This is a genomic window from Streptomyces phytophilus (genome assembly GCF_013870535.1).
Classification (GTDB): Bacteria; Actinomycetota; Actinomycetes; order Streptomycetales; family Streptomycetaceae; genus Streptomyces; species Streptomyces phytophilus.
In genome coordinates, this window is record NZ_JACBXC010001456.1 from 1 (window position 1) to 1,399 (window position 1,399).

The 1,399-nt window shown below is 70.6% G+C and carries 1 protein-coding gene and 3 tRNA genes; all 4 read right to left on the reverse strand.

The annotated features are described in order from the left end of the window. Window positions 1-879, reverse strand: an 879-nt coding sequence (locus tag H5J30_RS33285; protein WP_181791458.1) for a GNAT family N-acetyltransferase, incomplete at its 3' end; no start/stop codon positions are given. A gap of 160 nt (window positions 880-1,039) precedes the next feature. Beyond that, window positions 1,040-1,111: transfer RNA gene (locus H5J30_RS33290), tRNA-Val, on the reverse strand. A 1-nt stretch (window position 1,112) separates the two neighbouring features. After that, a tRNA-Cys gene (locus H5J30_RS33295) sits at window positions 1,113-1,183 on the reverse strand. 26 nt (window positions 1,184-1,209) lie between these two features. Further along, a tRNA-Gly gene (locus tag H5J30_RS33300) sits at window positions 1,210-1,282 on the reverse strand. Between the last annotated feature and the right edge of the window lie 117 nt (window positions 1,283-1,399).

Sequence of the window (1,399 nt, forward strand, 5' to 3'; positions counted from 1 at the left end):
CAGCGCGGGGAACGTGCTCGTGACCCGCACCTGGTCGCGGTCCGCGGCGAAGAGCAGCAGCGGGTCGTCGAGCGGCCGGCCCCAGGCGCGTACCGTGCCGGTCAGGTCCAGGGAGGCGAGATAGCGCCACAGGGCCGCGGCCACGGCCGGGGTGTCCGCCTCCAACTCGTCCAGGCGCACCAGGCCCGTGGCGCCGGGGCGGTCGCTGTCGTCGTCCTTGGTGCGGTAGACGGCGTAGCCGGCGAGGGGGTCGCCGAGGGCGACGACGCGCGGCCGGGAGAAGTCCTCGTCGTCCGGGTCCTGTTCGGCCAGCCACTCCTTGGCCCACCACTCCTCGCTGCGCGCGGGCCGGCCGGCGCGCGCCGCGCGGGTGCGGTCGTAGTACGGGCCGAGCAGCGCGGGCGCCGCGGCCGGGTTGACCAGCCGCAGGGGCCGCTCGTCGGGGATGATCCGCAGCCGCAGCGCCGCCCGGGAGTCGATCTCGACGGTCGCGCCGTACGTGCCGGGGCCGAAGCCGAACCGCCCGTAGATGGCGGTCTCCGACGCCCACAGCGCCGCCAGCGGCCAGCCCTCTGCCGGGCAGCGCGCGAACAGCTCGGCGATCATCCCGGAGAGCACCCCGCGGCGCCGGTGGGTCGGCGCGACGGAGACGAAGGTCAGGCCGGGGCAGGGGAGTTCGGCGCCGGGGACGGCCATCGTGAACGGCAGCGCGGCGACCATGCCGACCAGGGTGTCCGCGTCGTAGGCGCCGATGCGCAGGCAGCCCGCCAGGAGTTCGTGATGGCGTTTGCGAAGCTCGTCCTCGGGCTTTTCGTGGAAGACCAGATAGGCCAGCTCCTGAGCCCGGTCGATGTCGCTTTCGGGTATTTCACGGAACACAATGGGAGCACGGTCGTTCATATTCTGACACTATCCGTCATGCCCGATCCGCGCACATCGCTTTCATGCCAGCTCGCGGCGGGTGCGGCAGCGCCGTGCGGGAACGAAGAAGGCGACCCGTGAGCGCGTGGTCCGCGGTCATGGGTCGCCCCTCGCGTAGTGGACGATACTGGGATTGAACCAGTGACCCCTTCCGTGTCAGGGAAGTGCTCTCCCGCTGAGCTAATCGTCCGAGGTGGAGACGGGATTTGAACCCGTGTAGACGGCTTTGCAGGCCGTTGCCTCGCCTCTCGGCCACTCCACCAGCGAGGGCCCGTGAGACCCCCATCGAGCGGACGACGAGATTCGAACTCGCGACCCTCACCTTGGCAAGGTGATGCTCTACCAACTGAGCTACGTCCGCCGGTCGTGCTCCGAAGGCGCCGGTGAGGCGCTTCCGGTAGTCATGAACCTTAGCGGATTCCGGGGCCAGCTCAAATTCGGTTTCCCGCACGCACCCGGCCCCCGCGCGCTCCGTCCC